Origin of the sequence: Cytobacillus firmus (assembly GCF_023715565.1) — a bacterium.
In the GTDB taxonomy this organism is placed as follows: Bacteria; Bacillota; Bacilli; order Bacillales; family Cytobacillaceae; genus Cytobacillus; species Cytobacillus firmus_C.
On sequence record NZ_JAMBOJ010000001.1, the window covers coordinates 22588 to 39431 of the forward strand.

General features: G+C 42.0%; 17 protein-coding genes. 3 read left to right on the forward strand and 14 right to left on the reverse strand.

Annotated elements, in window-relative coordinates:
• The first annotated feature begins 114 nt into the window (after window positions 1-114).
• The 3 genes from M3205_RS00115 to M3205_RS00125 all read left to right on the forward strand — a co-directional run bounded on the left by M3205_RS00115 (window position 115) and on the right by M3205_RS00125 (window position 1244).
• Window positions 115-489: a hypothetical protein gene (locus M3205_RS00115; protein WP_251168075.1), complete on the forward strand. Its 375-nt coding sequence runs from the start codon at window positions 115-117 to the stop codon at window positions 487-489.
• Window positions 490-532: 43 nt separating this feature from the next.
• Window positions 533-829: a hypothetical protein gene (locus tag M3205_RS00120; RefSeq protein WP_251168076.1), complete on the forward strand. Its 297-nt coding sequence runs from the start codon at window positions 533-535 to the stop codon at window positions 827-829.
• A 64-nt stretch (window positions 830-893) separates the two neighbouring features.
• Window positions 894-1244: a hypothetical protein gene (locus M3205_RS00125; RefSeq protein ID WP_251168077.1), complete on the forward strand. Its 351-nt coding sequence runs from the start codon at window positions 894-896 to the stop codon at window positions 1242-1244.
• Window positions 1245-1344: 100 nt separating this feature from the next.
• On the opposite strand, the gene M3205_RS00130 is transcribed toward M3205_RS00125, so the two are convergent.
• The 14 genes from M3205_RS00130 to M3205_RS00195 form a co-directional block, all read right to left on the reverse strand.
• Complete coding sequence (locus M3205_RS00130) at window positions 1345-1770, reverse strand: YlbF/YmcA family competence regulator (RefSeq protein WP_251168078.1); 426 nt, start codon at window positions 1768-1770, stop codon at window positions 1345-1347.
• Window positions 1770-3320, reverse strand: a complete 1551-nt coding sequence (miaB, locus tag M3205_RS00135; RefSeq protein ID WP_251168079.1) for a tRNA (N6-isopentenyl adenosine(37)-C2)-methylthiotransferase MiaB — start codon at window positions 3318-3320, stop codon at window positions 1770-1772. Before miaB ends, M3205_RS00130 begins: the two co-directional genes overlap by 1 nt.
• Window positions 3321-3611: 291 nt before the next feature.
• Window positions 3612-4478 (reverse strand): 2-oxoacid:ferredoxin oxidoreductase subunit beta, encoded by an 867-nt coding sequence (locus tag M3205_RS00140; RefSeq protein WP_251168080.1) that lies wholly within the window; start codon window positions 4476-4478, stop codon window positions 3612-3614.
• Window positions 4479-6215, reverse strand: a complete 1737-nt coding sequence (locus M3205_RS00145; protein WP_251168081.1) for a 2-oxoacid:acceptor oxidoreductase subunit alpha — start codon at window positions 6213-6215, stop codon at window positions 4479-4481. It abuts the gene before it with no gap.
• A gap of 299 nt (window positions 6216-6514) precedes the next feature.
• Window positions 6515-7438 carry a dipeptidase gene (locus M3205_RS00150; protein WP_251168082.1) on the reverse strand — a complete coding sequence of 308 codons (924 nt, stop codon included), beginning with the start codon at window positions 7436-7438 and terminating at the stop codon, window positions 6515-6517.
• Between the two features lie 158 nt (window positions 7439-7596).
• Window positions 7597-7857, reverse strand: a complete 261-nt coding sequence (gene spoVS / locus M3205_RS00155; RefSeq protein WP_009330666.1) for a stage V sporulation protein SpoVS — start codon at window positions 7855-7857, stop codon at window positions 7597-7599.
• A gap of 329 nt (window positions 7858-8186) precedes the next feature.
• On the reverse strand, window positions 8187-8984 hold the full coding sequence (locus M3205_RS00160; protein WP_251168083.1) for a TIGR00282 family metallophosphoesterase: 798 nt from the start codon (window positions 8982-8984) through the stop codon (window positions 8187-8189).
• A gap of 129 nt (window positions 8985-9113) precedes the next feature.
• Window positions 9114-10673 carry a ribonuclease Y gene (gene rny, locus M3205_RS00165; RefSeq protein ID WP_095242414.1) on the reverse strand — a complete coding sequence of 520 codons (1560 nt, stop codon included), beginning with the start codon at window positions 10671-10673 and terminating at the stop codon, window positions 9114-9116.
• Window positions 10674-11295: 622 nt separating this feature from the next.
• Window positions 11296-12336: a recombinase RecA gene (recA, locus tag M3205_RS00170; RefSeq protein ID WP_311315672.1), complete on the reverse strand. Its 1041-nt coding sequence runs from the start codon at window positions 12334-12336 to the stop codon at window positions 11296-11298.
• Window positions 12337-12606: 270 nt separating this feature from the next.
• Window positions 12607-13857, reverse strand: coding sequence for a competence/damage-inducible protein A (locus M3205_RS00175; protein ID WP_251168084.1), 1251 nt, complete (start codon window positions 13855-13857; stop codon window positions 12607-12609).
• A gap of 26 nt (window positions 13858-13883) precedes the next feature.
• The gene (pgsA, locus tag M3205_RS00180) at window positions 13884-14462 is read right to left on the reverse strand and encodes a CDP-diacylglycerol--glycerol-3-phosphate 3-phosphatidyltransferase (protein ID WP_251168085.1); all 579 of its coding nucleotides are present in this window, start codon (window positions 14460-14462) and stop codon (window positions 13884-13886) included.
• A 116-nt stretch (window positions 14463-14578) separates the two neighbouring features.
• Entirely contained in the window at window positions 14579-15481 is a 903-nt protein-coding gene (locus tag M3205_RS00185) for a helix-turn-helix domain-containing protein (RefSeq protein ID WP_251168086.1), read from the reverse strand.
• A gap of 21 nt (window positions 15482-15502) precedes the next feature.
• On the reverse strand, window positions 15503-16294 hold the full coding sequence (locus M3205_RS00190; RefSeq protein WP_251168087.1) for a DUF3388 domain-containing protein: 792 nt from the start codon (window positions 16292-16294) through the stop codon (window positions 15503-15505).
• A 234-nt stretch (window positions 16295-16528) separates the two neighbouring features.
• Window positions 16529-16786 carry a DUF3243 domain-containing protein gene (locus M3205_RS00195; protein ID WP_251168088.1) on the reverse strand — a complete coding sequence of 86 codons (258 nt, stop codon included), beginning with the start codon at window positions 16784-16786 and terminating at the stop codon, window positions 16529-16531.
• Window positions 16787-16844 lie beyond the last annotated feature (58 nt).

Sequence of the window (16844 nt, forward strand, 5' to 3'; positions counted from 1 at the left end):
TTTACCCCCAAGCAGGTAAGTAATTGAAAAATGCACGTTTGTCCTATTACACCTGCGGAGACAGCTTGGCTAATGAATCAATATAATAAACTATCGATAAGGAGGTGAACAGGAATGGCAGACAAGGAGAACTCCAGCTATAAAGTTTCAATCAATGGAAAAGAGCTGACAGGGGAAGAAGCAAAACAATATGCAGAACAGATGGTTGCCAAATTTACTGAATCATTGGGCGGAATTTATTCAAAAGGATTAGAAAAAATTCAGTCAGAAGAGTTAAAAGGAAATCTAATGGAATCTCTTAAGCCATTGAAAAACTTGGAAGGTCTCTTCACAAAAAATTCCTCCGGGATCGGGAATATGATTCCAGCATTAAAAAATCTGCTGCCTGTTGTGGAAACATCCGAAGATTATAAACAGGTAAAACTATCTGTAAATGGAAAAAAACTTTTGGATTTAGATCTTACCGATATGATGAAGAAAGATTCATAATCTGGACATCAGCCACTTCAATCAATTGAAGGAGGTGAAAACCATGCTATCAAGATACTACGACGATTGCGAAAATGACAATAGCGTATTGCCAAGCGGAGGAGCAGTAAATGGAGCAGACAGCGGCAACGAAGCTGAAGCTTTTACTTTCGCTGCACAAGCCAATCTTCCGCAAACGAACCTGAACGGACAACTGCCGATTTCAGGAGGCGGATTTGCTGTCAATGCTGCACTGATCAACATTCCGATTCTTTCCGCTCAATACAATATTGCAAATGGAGGAGACTCCACTGCTATTTCTGTAAACACTACAACTCAGCAGCAAAGCAATAAAGCGTAATATTAAAATAAAGCCTTTTTCTATGCAGAGTCTTAGAATGTCCAAAAAGAAGGGAGGGAGTACCATGCTAAGTCAAAATATACAAAATCTGGATCTGGATCCGGAAGTCCTCAAGCAGCTGGGTATTCCAAAGGAGTTCATTGATATGGCTGCAGAAGCAGGAATACCGTCCATCAATAACCATGCTGCCGGCGGAAAGGGCGGACGGGCTATTAATCTCACATATGTGGATAATTACTCAACATTGCTCCTTGTATATACTTTCCTTCTTAACTTTTTGGACAAAAAGTCTGATGATGCAGGAACTAAAATGCTTAATCAATCCTTGCTGTCGACTTTAAATGCTGCGATTATCGAACAGCAGGAGTATAGAAAAGAATTTTTAAAGGCAGTAGAACTATTGCGAAACCAATAAATGGCCCCCACAACCCATGGCCAATACCAATTCCTCCCTTTAATATAGAGCGTAAAAAACACCCTGCACTCTCTGGTGCAGGGTGTTTCCGTTTCTGTAATTAATGTGAACAGCTGCTGTTCTTGATCTTAGATCCCGTTTCGCCGCTCAGCAAATCTCCGCCAGTAGTCATAATGACTTCGTCTGTTACTGTGTTGGAAATGGTATTTGCCACAATTTGAAGCAATTCATTAACATCCACCTGGGATTGCTTGAATTCCTGTACAACAGGAATCTCATCCAGCTGCTGCTCCAATTTGGCTATTTTTTCTTCCGTATTCTTTAATGCTTCAGCTTTTCCATAATGCTGAAGATTAACAGCCTGCTTTTGCAAACCTTTGATGGCTGTGATGGTTGCACTAACCTTCTCATTACCATTAATCTGTGCTTCTGCACGTTTGAAAAAATCAACTTCTTCTGTCTCTGCAATCATACGTGCCAAATCTTTCGCACGTTCAACAATTTCACTCTTTGTGTATTTAGCCATTACTGATTCACCTCTACCGCATCTAGTTCTTCAACCATTTCTCCGTTTAAAGACCATGTCTTTGCAGCCGTTACTTTTACTTTTACAATCTTGCCGATTGCTGTTTTCGGCCCCTTAAAGTTTACAAGCTTATTTTTTCTTGTGTATCCTGCAAGAATTTCAGGATTGTTCTTGCTTTCACCTTCCACAAGAACTTCTACAATCTGGCCTTGATATTGTTTCATAGCCTCTGCAGATAATTCATTCACTATTGCATTCAGACGCTGAAGTCGCTCTTTCTTTACTTCCATTGGTACATTATCCACCATTTTGGCAGCTGGTGTACCTTCCCGAGGTGAGTAAATGAACGTATAAGCAGCTTCGAAGCCTACCTCCCTGTATAGGGAAATTGTTTCTTCAAATTGCTCTTCTGTCTCATTAGGATAGCCAACAATAATATCAGTGGTAAAGGTTGCCCCTGGAATAGCCGCTTTAATTTTGCGAACCAGCTCCAAGTATTGTTCTCTTGTATATTTACGCGCCATGATTTTCAAGACATCCGTAGAACCGGATTGAACCGGAAGGTGAATGTGTTCTACCAGATTTCCGCCTTTTGCAAGCACTTCAATCAGATGATCATCAAAATCACGAGGATGGCTGGTTGTAAAACGTACACGTTGAATATCGATCTTGCGCATTTCATCCATCAAATCGCCAAGGCCATATTTGATATCCTCAAAATCTTTTCCGTATGCGTTTACGTTCTGCCCAAGTAGGGTAATTTCCTGATAGCCCTGTGCCGCTAACTGGCGAACTTCCTGAATAATATCTTCAGGTCGTCTGCTCCGCTCTTTTCCGCGTGTATAAGGAACAATGCAATACGTGCAGAATTTATCACAGCCGTACATAATATTAACCCATGCTTTAATATTACCGCGGCGTATTTTTGGAAGGTTTTCAATTACATCCCCTTCCTTAGACCATACTTCAATAACCATTTCCTTTGACATATAGGCTTCTTGAAGAATGTTAGGAAGACGGTGAATGTTGTGTGTTCCAAAAATCATATCTACCTGGTTATAGGTTTTAAGAATCTTGTTAACAACCGATTCCTCCTGGGACATACATCCGCAGACCCCAATCAGAAGATCCGGTTTTTCTTTTTTTAAATGTTTAAGATGGCCAAGTTCTCCAAACACTTTATTCTCTGCATTTTCCCGGATGGCACATGTATTAAGCAAAATGACATTCGCATCTTCCACTGAGTCTGTAGGCTCATAGCCAAGACCGAGGAAAATGCCGGCCATGACTTCGGTATCATGCTCGTTCATCTGGCAGCCGTATGTGCGGATATAGAATTTGCGGCCATTTCCCATGCCATAAAATTCTTCAGGGATGTTAAAATCTTTATGATATTTCACTTCTTCTTTACCGCGTTTTTTCGCTTCCTTTAAGGAAGGTGCAGTGTAAACAGTTTCAAAATATTTGCTGTAATCTTTTACGGATTTTTTGTCCGAAGGATTTGCTGTTTGCACTTGCTGACTTTCTAAACGTTGTTTTTCGTTCATCATTTATCCCCTTTCTCTTTTTCCAGAGCATCATCTATCATTTAAACTCATTTTTCAGCTAATATTATGCTGTGCAATATACATGTGCACATTATTATAGTATAAGGCTTTCTGATAGTTAAAACAATAGAAAACCGCTCTGCCACTTATCAGAAACTATTACTTGTATGTACGATCAGGGATAATATTAATCCCGCACAATCACTAATACTAGACCACATTTAGTGTTTTGTGTGTGATAAGTGTCACATTTGACTCAAAAAAGAAGCCCGGATGCCCCGAGCTTCTAGTCTATTACATAAATTCAGCTGCAAGTTTATCAAAGTGAGCTTGATCAAGTTCAAGGTCTGCTTGTGATAATGGTGTTTCAGAGTAACCTGAAAGAAGTTCCTGGTATGACTTTCGCTCAGTGTCCTGATAGATTAAGCCAGTTACAAGACCGCTGTGTTTCATAAGAGTCTGCATAGCCAGTTCACGGCTGGAAGGGTCATAGCCTTCCACATCGCTTAGCTTTGTCAGGTTTTCTTTAAACCAGTCATATGTGTTTACTTTGTTGTATGTAACACATGGGCTGAACACGTTAATCAAAGAAAAGCCATCATGCTTGATTCCTGCTTCGATTAACGCAGTCAGATCTTTAAGGTCAGTAGAGAAGCTCTGCGCCACGAACGTCGCACCAGCAGTTAATGCCATTTCCATTGGAGAAATCGCCTGCTCAATCGAACCTTGCGGAGTGGACTTAGTTTTGAAGCCAGCCGCAGAACGAGGTGAAGTCTGTCCTTTTGTTAAACCATAGATTTGGTTATCCATTACGATGTAAGTGATGTTCACATTACGGCGGATTGCATGGATTGTATGGCCCATACCGATTGCGAATCCATCACCGTCACCGCCGGAAGCGATAACTGTTAAATCGCGGTTAGCCATTTTAACACCCTGGGCGATTGGTAGTGAACGTCCATGAATGCCATGAAAACCATATGAATTGATATAACCGGAAATACGTCCGGAACAGCCGATGCCTGATACGATTGCTAAGTTCTCAGGCTCTAAACCAACGTTTGCTGCCGCACGCTGAATCGCAGCCTGCACGGAGAAGTCTCCACAGCCCGGGCACCAGTTTGGTTTTACATTATTTCGAAATTCTTTAAATGTGGCCATTTAGAACAACTCCTTGCATTTTGTGTGAATTTCATGCGGCAAGAATGGATTTCCGTCGTACTTCAATAGCTTATATACTTTCTCAGCATGTCCGACGTTCATCTTCATGATGTTCGCTAATTGTCCTGTAGCATTATTTTCAACTACGGCGATTTTCTTAGCTGTTTTAACAAGCGGCAATAATTCATCAGTTGGGAAAGGATGAATCAGGCGAACTTGTGCATGATTTACTTTAATGCCGTCCTGTTCAATCCTGCCCATAGCTTCCTCAATTACACCTCTTGTTGAATTGAAGCCAACGATGAGCAGGTCTGCTTCTTCATGCGGAGCATTCTTGTGAACAGGTGTATTAAACTTAATATTTTCAACCTTGCGGAAACGCTTATCCATTTGCGCGTTGCGGTTTGCAGCTGATTCTGAAGGTTTTCCTGTTTCATCATGCTCAACACCCGTTACATGATGGATTCCGTTCTTCATGCCAGGTATTACACGTGGAGAAACTCCATCTTCTGTAACCTCAAAGCGCTTGAAGTAGCCTTTGTTTTCAATTTCAGGAAGTTCTTCTGTAACAAGTTTTCCACGGCGGATTTCAACTTTACTGAAATCCAGCGGCTCCACTGTCTGTTTACCAAGAGAAAGCTGCAAATCTGATAGGATTATAACCGGGCACTGGTATTCTTCTGCCAGGTTAAATGCTTCCGCTGTATCATAGAATGCTTCCTGTACAGTACTTGGAGCAAGGACGATTTTTGGAATTTCGCCATGAGTGCCATAAATCATTGCCATTAAATCAGATTGCTCCTGTTTTGTCGGAAGTCCTGTGGAAGGTCCTCCACGCTGTGTATCCACGATAACTAAAGGTGTTTCAGTAATCCCTGAAAGGCCGATTGCTTCCATCTTAAGGGAAAGTCCAGGACCGGCAGATGCAGTAAGTGAGCGGACACCTGCGTAGTTTGCACCAATTGCCATAGTGACTGCGGCAATTTCATCTTCAGTCTGAATAACAGAACCGCCAAGGCCAGGAAGCTTTTTAATCAGGTATTCCATGATTTCGGATGCAGGTGTGATTGGGTAAGCGGCCATAAAGCGGCAGCCGCCTGCAAGTGCGCCAAGAGCGATCGCATCATTGCCGATCATAAATAGACGCTTCATTCCGTCTGCTTTTTCAAGCTCCATTAATTCCACATTATCACTAAGCTTTTCCTTCATGAAATCAAAGCCGGCCTGAATAGCTTCCATGTTCTTATCTACAACCTGCTGTCCCTTACGTCCAAAAATTTCTTGAACTACTTCTTCAAATACTTTAATATCTAGATTTAGAACTGCACATGTCGCACCAACAGCAACCATGTTTTTCATCAGGGATGTTCCAAGCTCAGTAGCAATCTCTGTAAAAGGCACTGCAAACAAAACTGCATTCGTATCTTCTGGCTGTTTAGGATCAAATTTCGCATCTGCAATCATGATCCCTTTATCGTGAAGTTCTTTGTAGTTTAAATCGATTGTTTCCTGGTCGAAAGCTACCAGAATATCTAAATCGTCTGATATAGATCGGATTTGTGACGTGCTGACGCGAATCTTGTTGTTCGTGTGCCCGCCTTTAATTCGTGATGAAAAGTGGCGGTAACCGTACAGGTAGTAGCCTAAACGATTTAGCGCAATGGAAAAAATCTCTCCGGTACTTTCAATACCTTCCCCTTGCTGTCCTCCAACTTTCCATGAAAGTTGATTGATCATCTCTTACACCCCTTTAGATACGTTAAAAAATTATGTAAAAACGCTTTGTTTATATCAGTGTAGTACTGTCCAGTCACTCCGCTATTTCAACATGTAATTGAGGCTATATTCTGGGAGATGGATGGGTACTAAACGCTTTCAATTCTAGACCTATGTGTCTAAAAAAGCAACCCTTTCCCTATATTTATCGGATTAAAAGATGAATATTTTTTTATTTTTTGAAAAATGCTAAAAAGATAATTTAATCGCAAATTTTTGAGATTCCTCTCACACCTTGATATATCTATTTCTCACCATTTTCACCTTGGAAACCTGTTATAAAAATTTCGAAATATAAATTTTTCAGCTTGTATTTCAGAATAGTATTTTAACAGTTCATTTATTAGGTTATCGTATTTTCTTGCATCCTCCAAATCTGTAACTTTCCCATCTGTACCATCAAAATCCGAACCGAATCCGACGTGATTTTCTCCTCCGAGTGAACATACATATTCCAGGTGCCTTAGAACATCAGTAATTGCAGCTGTTGGTTTGCCAGATAAAAACTCATTCACAAATGTAATGCCCATTACACTGCCCCTGTCAATCAGTGCATTAATTTGTTCGTTCGTTAAATTGCGAGGGTGCGGGCACAAGGAATAGCAGTTTGAATGAGTGGCAACGGGATAGTCGGCCCATTCCATCACATCCCAAAACCCCCGTTCAGAAAGATGGGAAACATCGCACCATGCTTTACTGGCATTTAATTCATGTACCACCCCTTTGCCAAAAGAAGATAAGCCTGCCCCTCTCTCTTCAAGCACTCCATCAGCTGCACAGTTTGCATAATTCCAGGTTAACCCCACTGAAGATACTCCCAGCCTGAGAAGCGTCTTTAATTTAAGCAGATCGCAGCCAACCGCGTCGCATCCCTCCAGGGTCAATATCGCTCCAGTCTCATTATCCTTCAGCATGTCGATGTCCTGGATACTTTTAATGAGCTTTAATTGCGGATTGGGTTTAAGCACTTTTTCGTAAAACAGATTGACCATATATAAAGCTGCATTGAACTTCATTTCCGTATGAACGGATTCCGGAACAAATATGGCAAAGCACTGAACCTTAAAGCCTGATACCTGAAGCGCTTCCAAATTCACCTGAAGACTGCCTGAATTTTGAAAGTCAATCCTTCTGTCCATAAACATTTTATATAATACATCACAATGTGCATCAAAAATTTTCAAGAGTTCTTCCTCCCTCTTTATTTCCATAGCACCATCTTATTAAAAAAAGAACCTGTTTGCCTATGATGCAAACAGGTTTTTATTGTTATTGTGAGAATCTATATTTTACTGACTTATGCATATAACAAAGGATGATTTCCCATTCTGATGCTTTTGGGTTAACGCGGCTCCACAATCAGCTTAATGGCAGTCCGTTCTTCGCCGTCGATCAGGATATCCGTGAATGCAGGGATACAAATTAAATCCACTCCGCTAGGCGCTACGAATCCTCTTGCGATCGCTACTGCCTTAACAGCCTGGTTCAATGCACCCGCACCAATTGCCTGGATTTCCGCATTTCCTCTTTCGCGCAGAACTCCAGCAAGCGCACCAGCTACAGAATTAGGATTAGATTTTGCTGAAACTTTTAATATTTCCATTCCTAGCTCCTCCTCGTTTTACCCCTCCTGTATGCATTGTTCAAAGCGCAGATTTACCATCTGTAATGGCCGCCTGACTTCAGTCAGGCCACTTCTTTCCATTCCTACACTAACCGCTTTGATGGAATTTAGCACCAGGTCTATATATCATTCCATTGCTACTATATTCAGCTTGGAATTCACATATTCCAGCTTGGACAAAAAAAGCAGGGTTTCAGGCAGATTTTCTAAAGGAGTTCTGCTCTTCCAAGGAAAACGCACCTGACGTCTTGTTTCCGCTAATACAAAAAGACTGCAAACCGGCCATCCGGAAGCAGTCTTTTATCTGTTTATGAGTAAAAAGGATGGTCATCATTAATTAGGATCCGGTCAATTTTTTTGGCCAACCCTGTTTTAGGATTCAGTTCAATGACCGCTGCGCTTAACTGATTTCTGCCTTCTTTCGGAACTTCAAATCGAACCGGGAGCCCTGAGATAAACCTTTTGATCACTGCTTCTTTTTCCACACCAAGGATACCGTCATAAGGGCCTGTCATCCCCACATCAGACATAAAGGCCGTACCGCCAGGCAAAATGCGGTTATCGGCAGTCTGCACGTGGGTGTGCGTTCCTATAACTGCTGATACTTTTCCATCCAAGTACCACCCCATCGCCTGTTTTTCACTTGTTGCTTCTGCATGAAAGTCAACAAAAATAAATGGAGTCCTTTCCCGGGCTTCTTTTATCAATTCATCTGCCTTTTGGAAAGGGCAGTCACTTGTATTCATAAAAGTTCTGCCCTGAAGGCTGATAACTGCTACTTCCTCTGTATTAAACTTCAGAAAAACCATGCCTTTGCCAGGATTATTAGAAGGAAAATTAGCTGGGCGAACCATATATTTCGCGCGGTCAATAAATTCAAAAATCTCCCGGTTATCCCAAGTATGATTCCCGAGAGTCACCGCCTGTGCACCTGCCTCAAGAAATCCCCGATAAATCTTTTCTGTAATCCCTTTTCCTCCTGCTGCATTTTCCCCATTAATAATTGTGATATGCGGCCGGTATTTTTCTTTTAGCTTGGGTACATATTCAGTGATCATATCCCGTCCCTGGGATCCCACTACATCTCCGACAAACAATATATTCATGTCATATCCCTTTCTGTTTTTAAAGTTATATGTATACTTTTTCAGCCCTTTTTATTAGTGTAACACAGTTTCCTGACTCTATTTAAAGCACACCCTGAAAAAGAAATAAAGCGATGCATGTGCATCGCTTTATTTTGCATATTCAACGGCCCTTGTTTCACGGATAACCGTGACCTTAATGTGGCCTGGATAATCAAGTTCTTCTTCAATCTTCTTACGGATATCCCTTGCCAAACGATGAGCTTCAAGGTCATCAATTTGTTCAGGCTTAACCATAATGCGGATTTCACGTCCAGCTTGAATAGCGAATGATTTTTCAACGCCATCATAGGATTCGGAAATCTCTTCAAGCTTTTCAAGACGGCGAATATAGTTTTCAAGTGTCTCTCTTCTTGCTCCAGGTCTTGCTGCTGATAAAGCATCAGCTGCAGCGACAAGTACGGCAATGATTGATGTTGGCTCTGTGTCACCATGGTGGGAAGCGATACTGTTTATGACAACAGGATGCTCCTTATACTTAGTGGCAAGCTCAACACCGATTTCAACATGGCTTCCTTCTACCTCATGGTCTATTGCTTTACCAATATCATGAAGCAATCCTGCCCGGCGTGCCAATGTTTCGTCCTGCCCCAGTTCGGCAGCCAGAAGGCCTGAAAGCTGAGCCACTTCCATTGAATGCTTTAAAACATTCTGGCCGTAGCTTGTACGGAATTTTAAGCGGCCAAGAATTTTGATTAAATCTGGATGCAGGCCGTGAACACCAACCTCGAAAGTGGTTTGTTCGCCGATTTCGCGGATGTGTTCATCTACTTCACGGCGAGCCTTATCAACCATTTCCTCAATCCGGGCTGGATGGATGCGACCGTCTTGAACCAATTTGTCTAAAGCTAAGCGTGCAGTCTCACGGCGGATTGGATCAAAGCCGGATAAAATAACCGCTTCCGGCGTATCGTCGATAATAAGATCAATTCCGGTCAGGGTTTCCAGAGTACGGATATTACGGCCTTCACGGCCAATAATGCGTCCTTTCATCTCATCATTTGGCAGGTTGACAACTGATACAGTAGTTTCTGCCACATGATCAGCTGCACATCTTTGGATAGCCAGTGACAGGATTTCCTTCGCCTTCTTATCCGAGTCCTCTTTCGCTCTGGTCTCGCTCTCTTTTACCATAATGGCGACATCGTGAGCCACTTCCTGCTCAGTGCGCTCTAAAATGATGGACTTTGCCTCTTCACGAGTCAAGCCTGAGATGCGTTCCAGCTCAGCTTGCTGCTCTTTAATCAACTCTTCCACTTTGCTTTCCATCTCTTCAATATGCTGTTGTCTTTTGCTAAGAGAATCGTCCCTCTTTTCTAAAAGAGCTTCACGTTTATCTAACGTTTCATCTTTACGATCAAGGTTCTCTTCTTTTTGCATTAAGCGATTTTCTTGTTTTTGCAGTTCATTTCTTCGATCACGAACTTCACCTTCCGCATCTGTGCGGAGCTTGTGAATTTCGTCTTTCGCTTCAAGCAGGGCTTCCTTCTTCGTAGCCTCAGCTTCTCGCTTTGCGTCTTCCAAAATCTGCTCAGCAGCATCTTTAGCTCCTGCGATTTTAGCTTCGGCAATAGATTTGCGAACAAAATAGCCAACAAAAGCACCGACGATTAGGCCAAGCAAAATGGAGATGATTGTTACTAGATCCATCATTTCACCTCCTCTTGCTATGAACTTGTTTGTGTTACGTTTTTTAAAGTGTTGGCATGTACATTGTCCAATTCAATATACAGCACTAAGGCTTTTAAACGTTTCAATCTTAAAAAAGCACTGGGCATCCATCTGACGACTGGCAGTTAATTAACGTATGAAATGCCAATGGAGCCTGGAGCCGGACAAAGTCTGACTCAATAAGAATTTCTTTACATATAAAATGTAAAATATACATTTTTAATTGTAAAGCTGTGGAATTTTATTGTCAAGGGTTTGTCTTAAGGGCTTTTCTTAATATTTCGATTGGTTTGAACACTTTTGAAGAGGCTCTTTTCTTGTAAATTATTGATTTTCGCTTTTCATTGCTGCCCGTTGATTGGGCGTTGAGCCTCCTTGACGCTTCGCGTCTGCGGGGTCTCACCTTTCCCGCTACTCCCGCAGGACTATGAATAAGCTTCCTTGAGTAAACACCGCACGAAGAAAATGCGAATGCATTTTCGAGGAACTCGCATCTTCCGCTACAATCAACTCACAATATATACTACAAATAGCAACAAACTTTGCGAAAAACAACCTTTAAAAAAAGCAAAGCCACTCAGGACTTTGCTTTTCCTTAGTATTAATCGATCAGTTTTAATTCTTCCTGCTCTTCGTCTCCGCTGGCTACTTTTTCTTCATCTAGTCCATAATGTTCGCGAATTTGTTTTTGAATAGTCAGGCGAATTTCTGGATTTTCTTTTAGGAATACTTTGGCGTTTTCACGACCTTGGCCAAGGCGCTCCTCGTTGAATGAGTACCATGAACCGCTCTTTTGAACAATATCCAGTTCAGAGCCAAGATCGATGATTTCACCTTCCTTGGAAATTCCTTCACCATACATGATATCAACTTCCGCCACTCGGAATGGAGGAGCGACTTTATTTTTGACAACCTTAATCTTTGTCTTATTACCGACCATTTCATTGCCTTGCTTAAGAGTTTCTGCACGGCGAACTTCAAGTCGGATGGAAGAATAGAACTTCAATGCGCGTCCCCCTGGAGTCGTCTCAGGGTTTCCAAACATAATTCCGATTTTTTCACGAATTTGGTTAATGAAAATCGCGATTGTCTTTGATTTGTTGATTGCACCTGATAGCTTACGAAGTGCCTGTGACATTAGGCGGGCCTGCAGACCCACATGGGAATCACCCATTTCTCCTTCAATTTCAGCCTTGGGAACAAGGGCTGCCACAGAGTCAACTACGAGAATATCAATAGCACCGCTCCGAACAAGGGCTTCTGCAATTTCAAGCGCCTGCTCTCCGGTATCCGGCTGGGAAAGAAGCAGCTCGTCAATATTTACACCAAGTTTTTGCGCGTAAACAGGGTCTAAGGCATGTTCGGCATCGATAAACGCTGCTTGTCCTCCACTTGCCTGAACTTCTGCAATAGCATGCAGGGCTACTGTTGTTTTACCGGAGCTCTCCGGTCCATAAACTTCAATAATACGTCCTCTTGGATAGCCGCCTACCCCAAGAGCTGCATCAAGTGCAAGAGATCCGCTTGGTACAGTTGAAATCCTGCGGTCAGTCTGTTCCCCGAGTTTCATGATAGAACCTTTACCAAATTGCTTTTCTATTTGTTTTAACGCCATTTCAAGAGCTGCTTGACGATCACTCACTAATAGTTCCTCCTTTTATATAGACGAATCTGTCTTTTGATCAGATTCGTTTTGTCTCATCTCAAAACCTAACTCTACTATAAACCTTTTCAATACATTTGTCGAGCAAAAAGTCGAACATCCATTCGTTTTTTTCTCTTGCACATTATGCCCGAAAATTTCAGGAATGCCGGGAAAAGTGAGGTTTTTTAAGGGGCAATCAGTAGAGGAGATTGCATTTCAACAAGAAGTCTGACTATTGTTTTGGCTAATAAAAACTCAGAACACATTTTATGCGTTCTGAGTTTCTTTTAATGCTTTAATAAGAAAATGGCAGCCGTATTTTACTGTACGAACCCGATTGGCTGCCCTGGTTCTTCCAAGGTTCAGCTTTTCGGTCTGCACCGGTCTTCCTTTAATCCAAATGCCTATATACACTGTACCGACAGGATTTCCTTCCAATTCATCCGGACCGGCAACACCTGTGAAACTGATTCCGATATCGGCATTTGTCAGGCTTGCTACATTTTCAGCAAGCTCGGCGGCACACTGTGCACTTACGACTCCGTCGTTATCAATCGTTTCTTTGCGGACTTTTAATACTTCAGCCTTAACTTCGTTTGTGTAGCAGACCACTCCGCCCTTTAAAAGTCCACCGGCACCGGGAATGGATGTAAACTCCTCCTGAAACATGCCGCCTGTTAAACTCTCCGCTGCGGAAATAGTCATGCTGCTCTCCTTAATCAGCTTGGTGAGCTCATACATCAGGGAAGTATCATCATAGCCATAAAAGTATTCGCCGACACGATCCAGAATTTTAGTTTCAGCTTCATTAATCAGCATCATGGCCGTGTTAGGTTGACTATGCTTTGCTGTGAGCCTAAGAGTAACTTCCCCATCAGATGCAAGCGGGGCAATGGTTGGATTGCTCTGAGCATCGATAATATCTTCAATCTCCGTTTCAAGCATGGCTTCTCCAATCCCGAAGAAGTGCAGCACCCGGGAAACAATTACATCCTCGGTGCCGAGCTTCGATTGAAGGGCCGGAAAGGCATGTTTAAGGAACATCGGCTCCATCTCGTTTGGCGGTCCCGGTAAAAGCATGAAAACATGCCCGCCACTATCGGCAATCATTCCTGGTGCCATTCCATGCTCGTTAGGCAGCACCTGTGCATCTTCAAGAACCAGAGCCTGCTTTTTGTTATTCTCCGTCATCTCTCTGTTGGTGCGTTTAAAATAAAGCTGTATAGATTCAATTGCCTGTTCGTCCATGACGAGCTCTTTGCCAAAATGGCGGGCAATCGTTTCTTTTGTTAAATCATCCTTTGTAGGACCCAGGCCGCCCGTGAAGACGATTAATTCAGAACGGCTTTCGGCTATTTTGATTACCGACTTCAGGCGCTCCGGGTTATCTCCAACCACTGTATGGTAAAAAACGTTAATGCCCAGTTCAGCAAGCTGCCGGGAAAGAAAGCGGGCATTTGTATTAACGATTTGTCCAAGTAAAAGCTCAGACCCGACAGCAATAATTTCAGCATTCATTTCAAAGCCCCTTCCAGGTAAAGTAATTATTTTGAGTTTATGAAGGCCTGCTTGTTTTTAGCAAAGTAGTCCCAGCCGGACCAGATTGTAAAGAACATCGCAACCCACAGGGCAATCAGGTCAAAACGGATTGAAACCATTTCAAAAATAATATTATGTAAAAGCAGTGCAGAAATGGCCACAATTTGAGCCCAGGTTTTTATTTTGCCAAGCTGATTAGCTGCGACTACTTCTCCATCCCCTGCCAAAACAAGCCTTAAACCTGTTACAGCAAATTCCCGGCTGATTATAATAATGACAATCCATGATGGAGCAAGGTTAAGATCAACCAGAACAATTAAGGCTGCAGAGACAAGAAGCTTGTCAGCAAGCGGATCAAGAAACTTGCCCAGGTTTGTAACCAGATTGTATTTACGGGCAAAGTAACCGTCAACCCAATCGGTAACTGAAGCAATAATAAAAATAAGAGCTCCAATCAGATGGGTAACGGGCATTTCAGCTCCTAACAACTCTACATTTCCCCATGAAAGCTCAACGAGCATGACGAGCAGAAATATTGGTATCAGCAAGATACGGGACACTGTAATTTTATTTGGCAGATTCATGTTTTACCTCCAAGTATATTAAATGAAGCTTCCTGCAGAAAAAGTATATGACATTCCCTGCAATCCTTTTACTGATAATTTTTACATAAAAAGCGAAAATAGTCATCTAAAGATGACTATTCGGTCTTCGGCGCATACTTTATGGTTATATCCTGCCTAACGGATTGTGAAGGCGGCACCTTATACTCAATTTTTTCGCCGTTAACATAGATTTCAGTTTGTGCCGAATTTCCGACTACAATGAAAGCTTCCGTTTCCTTTGAAAAATCTATCTTTTGGCTTTTCGTGCCGTCCTCAGTCAGCATTCCCTGGAAGAGGGAATCACCTTTGCCGTTCTTGATATTCACCCAAGTTTCTCCTGTAGACAAAACCTCGAGTTCAAACTTGTCCGCATTTTTCAATTCATAGACGGTTCCATTTCCGCTCGATTGAACCACAGCAACCTCCTGCTTTGGCTCATCCTCAGCTTCCTGGTCCTTGCCATTTTCCTCATTATCTTTGTCAGCAGATTCTTCTTCCTTTTCTGCTGATTCATCTTTTTTATTTTCGGCAAGGTTTTCAGACTCTTTTATAACTGTTTGTTCATCAGTCAAATCTGAGAGCTTCTCATCTTTATCCACCTGATCTTTGGCCCCAAGAAAATTGTATATGACCGCAATTAGGCCAACAATGAAGACACCAATGAGAACCTTTGGAAGAATATCGAATACTTTTGAAGTCCTGCCGGAAAAATCTTTCCTGGATTGTACACGTGATAGCTTTTCGGGAATATCATCATTCATTTGTGTTGGAATATCATCTTTATACTGTTCGAAAATTTCTTCCGGTTCAATTCCGACCGCTTCAGCGTACTGTTTTATAAATGCCCTGACATAAAACTTTCCGGGCATCATGCTATAATCCCCGTCTTCAATTCCCACTAAATAACGTTTTTGTATTTTTGTAACCTTTTGCAGATCGTCAAGGCTCATATCTTTAGCCAGCCGCGCTTCTTTTAACCGATTGCCTAGTTCTGTCAATTTACAACACCTTCCAACTTACTAAAAATCAAAGCCTCCAAAATCAGATTCAGAGAACATATTGTTCTTCTCTACCACATCATATGTTATCTCTTCCTCATGGTCGTGACGAAGCTCAATAATATAATCAAAATCATTAAGAGAGTATTCAGTATTTTGCACAAAAATATCCGGATGCTCCACTACCTTAACTGCCGGGAGGCGCATAATTTCCCGGACGAGCTGCCAATGCCTTTCGTTGGCACGTCTGGTTGAGACAATTCCGTCAATTATAAACAAATTGTTTTCATTATATTCATCCTCAATCAACTGATTTCGTATCGTCTGCTTAAGCAGCGTGGATGAAACAAATAGCCAGCGTTTGTTCGCACAGACACTTGAAGCGACTATGGATTCTGTTTTTCCAACCCTTGGCATGCCTCTGATCCCTATTAGCTTGTGCCCTTCCTGTTTAAATAATTCGGCCATAAAATCAACTAATAGCCCAAGCTCGTCCCTGACAAATCTGAACGTTTTTTTATCGTCGGCATCCCTTTGAATATATCTTCCATGGCGCACGGCCAGACGGTCCCTTAGCTTAGGCTCACGCAGCTTGATCACTTTAATAGTGTCCATGGTATTAAGAATGGACTTCAGACGTTCAATCTGTTCATGGTCTTTAGCCAAAATCAGCAAGCCTCTGCGGCCTTCATCCACTCCATTGATCGTGACAATATTAATGGAAAGCATACCTAGCAGGGAAGAAATGTCACCAAGCAAGCCGGGACGATTCTTTTGGATTTCATATTCCAAATACCATTCTGTTTTCTCCACCGGAAAACCTCCTCCTGCACGATGCGCATGTGTCAGCGCATTTTATATGTATATGCAACTCATTTTTGTATGTAAAATTTTATTAAACTTATCCTAAATTTTCATCTAGGTACTATAATATATGATTTTTTGCCAATAGGAAAGGAAAAACCGTTTGGACGGAAAGGAAATGTTTCCTGGAGAAAAAGCGAAAAGAGAGGCAATCCTCTCTTTTCACTGATTACTATTATTTTCTTAGTGGGTACCATCGTTTTGAACAAGCTTTACCATCATATTGGCAATGGCATGCTGCTCCTCAGGGCTTGCTACAGACCAGAGATCAGCCAGGATTTTTTCCTGGTCATTTTTTGGCTCTACTTGCTTGGCTAAATAATCGCCGATCTGATAAGCAAGGTCATTTACTGTTTCCTTATTCAATCCCTGATCGATTCCCTGATGAAGACGATCGCCAAGGAAATCTTTCCATTGCTGCCAGTTATCTAGTACAGACATAATTTTGCCTCCTTTAAATGTTGTACAATTATATTGTGCTTAAGGCCTGAATAAAATA